Source organism: Acinetobacter sp. YH16038 (genome assembly GCF_013417275.1).
GTDB lineage: Bacteria > Pseudomonadota > Gammaproteobacteria > Pseudomonadales > Moraxellaceae > Acinetobacter.
Genome location: NZ_VPEG01000093.1, coordinates 1 through 3,712, shown reverse-complemented (window position 1 = coordinate 3,712; position 3,712 = coordinate 1). Strand labels below are relative to the sequence as shown.

Annotated in this window: 3 protein-coding genes and 1 pseudogene; 2 read left to right on the top strand and 2 right to left on the bottom strand. The window is 41.9% G+C overall.

Going from position 1 to position 3,712, the window contains the following annotated elements:
- Window positions 1-158 precede the first annotated feature (158 nt).
- Entirely contained in the window at window positions 159-1,172 is a 1,014-nt protein-coding gene (trpS, locus tag FTV34_RS16745) for a tryptophan--tRNA ligase (RefSeq protein ID WP_005234596.1), read from the bottom strand.
- A 190-nt stretch (window positions 1,173-1,362) separates the two neighbouring features.
- Here trpS and FTV34_RS16740 point away from each other — a divergent pair, with 190 nt between their 5' ends.
- Both FTV34_RS16740 and FTV34_RS16735 read left to right on the top strand, forming a co-directional pair.
- Complete coding sequence (locus FTV34_RS16740; protein ID WP_180070830.1) at window positions 1,363-2,289, top strand: DUF808 domain-containing protein; 927 nt, start codon at window positions 1,363-1,365, stop codon at window positions 2,287-2,289.
- A gap of 48 nt (window positions 2,290-2,337) precedes the next feature.
- Window positions 2,338-3,240 carry a neutral zinc metallopeptidase gene (locus FTV34_RS16735; RefSeq protein ID WP_159122819.1) on the top strand — a complete coding sequence of 301 codons (903 nt, stop codon included), beginning with the start codon at window positions 2,338-2,340 and terminating at the stop codon, window positions 3,238-3,240.
- 64 nt (window positions 3,241-3,304) lie between these two features.
- Here the strand turns inward: FTV34_RS16735 and FTV34_RS16730 are convergent.
- Window positions 3,305-3,712, bottom strand: a pseudogene (locus FTV34_RS16730) (IS5-like element ISAba31 family transposase); the annotation flags it as partial.

Genomic DNA, 3,712 nt, shown 5'->3' with positions numbered 1-3,712 from the left:
AATGGAAAAATCTAAAAGGTATGTTTTACCGAAAAAAAGAAGTAGAAACTACCCACGAGTTGTGAAAGGGAAACCACAGAAATACCCAAAAAAATGCCAGTCAATCTCTTAACTGACTGGCATTACTTTATGAAGGGCTTTTTTAAATATTGTCTAGCTTAGAAATGGAAAACACCTAAGCCTGTTTTCACTTCATCTAAAGTGGCCTGTGTAATGTCACGGCATTTATCTGTACCCGTTTTCAAAATATCCATGATGTAATCCGGATCTTTGGCCAGTTCCATCCGACGTTCACGAATTGGACCGATCAGCTCTTTCAGAATACCTTCCAGACGTTTTTTCACCGTACCATCACCTAAACCACCACGGCGATAATGTGCTTTCAGTTCTTCCAGTTCTTCTTTATTGGTGTCGAATGCATCCAGGTAAGTAAATACCACATTGCCTTCAACCTGGCCTGGATCTTCGATGCGAAGGTGATTCGGATCGGTATACATCGCATTGACAGCTTTTTTGATGTCTTTGTCAGAGGCATCTAGAACAATAGTATTACCTAATGATTTAGACATTTTCGCTTTACCGTCAAAACCTGGTAAGCGTCCCACATTAGAAAGCAGCGCTTTACATTCAGGCAGTAATTCACGGCCAATCTGACGGTTAAGGCGACGTACAATCTCATTGGTCTGTTCGATCATTGGAATCTGGTCTTCGCCCACCGGAACTACAGTTGCTTTAAAGGCTGTGATATCTGCTGCTTGAGCCACTGGATAGCATAAGAAACCTGCAGGAATATCACGCTCAAAACCACGCATCTGAATTTCTGATTTAATGGTCGGGTTGCGCTCTAGACGTGAAACTGTCACAAAGTTCAGATAGAGCATCGTCAGTTCGTTTAAGGCTGGCAGGCAAGACTGAACACAGATAGTAGTTTTGGTTGGATCAATACCGACAGCCAGATAATCTGTTGCTACTTCAATAATATTGCGACGTACTTTTTCAAAGTTGTCTGCATTATCTGTCAGGGCTTGAGCATCAGCGAGTAACAAATGTTGATGGTGAGAATCTTGTAAACCTACGCGAGAGCGTAATGAACCGACAAAATGGCCAAGGTGAAGCTGTCCGGTAGGACGGTCGCCAGTCAAGATTACTGGACGATTATCTTGATTACTCATTATCTATTCCAAAAAGTAGTCTGTACTACATCTATATTTTAACGAATGGCCACATTGTACGGCATTCTGTTTTTGAATGTCAGCCAGAAAAAAAGCCGCAGTAAAAAAATCTTATTAATTAAACAAGTGAATACAATATTTTTTAAATATTTTCATTAAAATATGTCTAAAGATGATAAGGATAACAAAAATGGCGAGCAGCTTATTAATATTATTGGATGATATTGCGACTGTTTTAGACGATGTTGCCGTGATGAGCAAGATGGCTGCAAAAAAGACGGCAGGTGTCTTGGGGGATGACTTGGCATTAAATGCCCAGCAAGTCAGCGGTGTACGGGCAGAACGTGAACTTCCTGTAGTGTGGGGAGTAGCGAAAGGTTCTTTTATTAATAAGCTGATTCTTGTTCCTCTGGCTTTACTTATTGGTTTGGTTGCACCCTGGTTAATCAATCCTTTACTGATGATTGGTGGCCTGTTTCTCTGTTATGAAGGCGTAGAAAAAGTCCTGCATAGCTTAAAGCATAAGAAAGTCAAGACTGAAGAAGACGCTGAGGCTGAATTCACTACGATCGAAACCGATTTAGCCACATTTGAAAAAGAGAAAATTAAGGGTGCGATCCGAACTGACTTTATTTTGTCTGCGGAAATTGTAGTGATTTCTTTGGGCACCGTGGCAGCCGCAGCTTTTACCACCAAGGTCATCGTACTGGCAGGGATTGCCATATTAATGACAGTCGGGGTGTACGGCTTCGTTGCCATGATTGTTAAAATTGATGATTTAGGCTTGTACCTGACTAAACAGGCATCCAGCTTCAAACAAAGTGTAGGCCGTGGATTGCTGGCTTTTGCCCCTAAATTGATGAAAACCCTGACGATTGTAGGTACGATTGCGATGTTCCTGGTCGGTGGAGGGATTATTGCCCATACCATTCCATGGTTTCATCATTTCACTGAAGATTCAGTTGAGTATGTAGAGCATATTCCTAGCCTAGGAAGCATTGTAGGGGCTGTTACGCCTACATTTATTAATCTGGTGATTGGTTTTGTGGCAGGGTTAATCGTATTTATCTTGATTGGCTTTATTCAAAAAATCAGATCGAAACCAAAGCAGGCATAAAGCAGGCCCGTTAAAATAAACTGAATTTAAACTATAAGGAATCTCACTATGCGCTGGAAAGGACGTCGTGTTAGTAGCAATGTAGAAGACCGTCGTGGCGGAGGTGCCAAAGCCGGTGGAATCAGTATTCTCGGGTTGATTATTGCTTTCGTGGCCTGGAAGTTTTTTGGCGTTGATCCACAGCAAGCCTATCAAACCACCAAGCAGGTCACACAAGGTGTTTCTAGTGCAGAAACACGGGGCCTGGAAAATCCAACGCCAGAGCAGCAAGAAGCGATTGATTTTGTAGGAACTGTGCTTGCCGATACAGAAGATACCTGGTCTCAAGTATTCCAGCAGCAATTGAACCAGCAATATACTGCACCCAAACTGGTTTTATTTAGTGGTGTGGTAAATTCTGGTTGTGGTACGGCGCAATCGGCCATGGGACCTTTTTACTGTCCGGCAGACCAGAAAGTTTATATTGATACGGCATTCTTTAAAGATATGCGTACTCAGATGGGAATCAGTGGGGAACAGAACTCAACCGAGTTATCTCGCAATGATCAGGCAGGTGATTTTGCTCAAGCCTATGTGGTAGCGCATGAGGTGGGGCATCATATCCAGACCATTTTAGGTATTTCTTCACAGGTACAGCAGGCACGTCAACAAGCCACTCAAGCACAGGGCAATCAGCTTTCTGTACGTCAAGAACTACAGGCAGATTGTCTGGCTGGGGTATGGGCTTATCATAACCATGAGCGTACTCAGTTCCTGGAGCAGGGTGATGTACAGGAAGCCATGGATGCGGCACACAAGATCGGTGATGATTATCTGCAGAAAAAGGCACAAGGCCATGTCGTACCAGACAGCTTTACTCACGGTACCAGTGCACAGCGGGTAAAATGGTTTAATACCGGTCTGAAATCAGGTCAGATGTCTGCTTGCGATACTTTTAATCAAAATATCTAAAATTAAAGATCAAAAAAAAGGGGAGCAAATGCTTCCCTCATGATTGAATAGGGTCTGTTGACACTTACTGTTCATAATTAACCCTATAACGGTAGCCATAAAAATATACAGACTAAGGCAACAGAACTTTGATAATTTCTTTTGAGCTTGTCATATCGAGTAGCTATTCCTCTAAATTGCTTTAATCTACAAAACATATTTTCAACTAAATGCCTGATTTTATATAAATACCAGTCCATATGGTCATTGTTCGATTGGCTATTCGTTTTCTTTGGTATATTCGCTTTAGTCCCTGTTTTCCTGATCTGTTCACGCAGTGGTTCTGAATCATAGCCTTTATCTGCACATACCACTTTTGTCTCTTTTAAATCTAATGTTGATATTAAATCAGGCGCAACTTTAACATCATGTGTGGTTCCATCGGTAATCATGAAATCAATAGGATTGCCATGTGCATCAACAATCAAATGTA

Excerpts from the sequence above, each read along its gene's own strand:
- FTV34_RS16735 (WP_159122819.1), top strand. The coding sequence starts at position 2,338 with ATGCGCTGGAAAGGACGTCGTGTTAGTAGCAATGTAGAAGACCGTCGT.
- FTV34_RS16740 (WP_180070830.1), top strand. The coding sequence starts at position 1,363 with ATGGCGAGCAGCTTATTAATATTATTGGATGATATTGCGACTGTTTTA.
- trpS (WP_005234596.1), bottom strand. The coding sequence starts at position 1,172 with ATGAGTAATCAAGATAATCGTCCAGTAATCTTGACTGGCGACCGTCCT.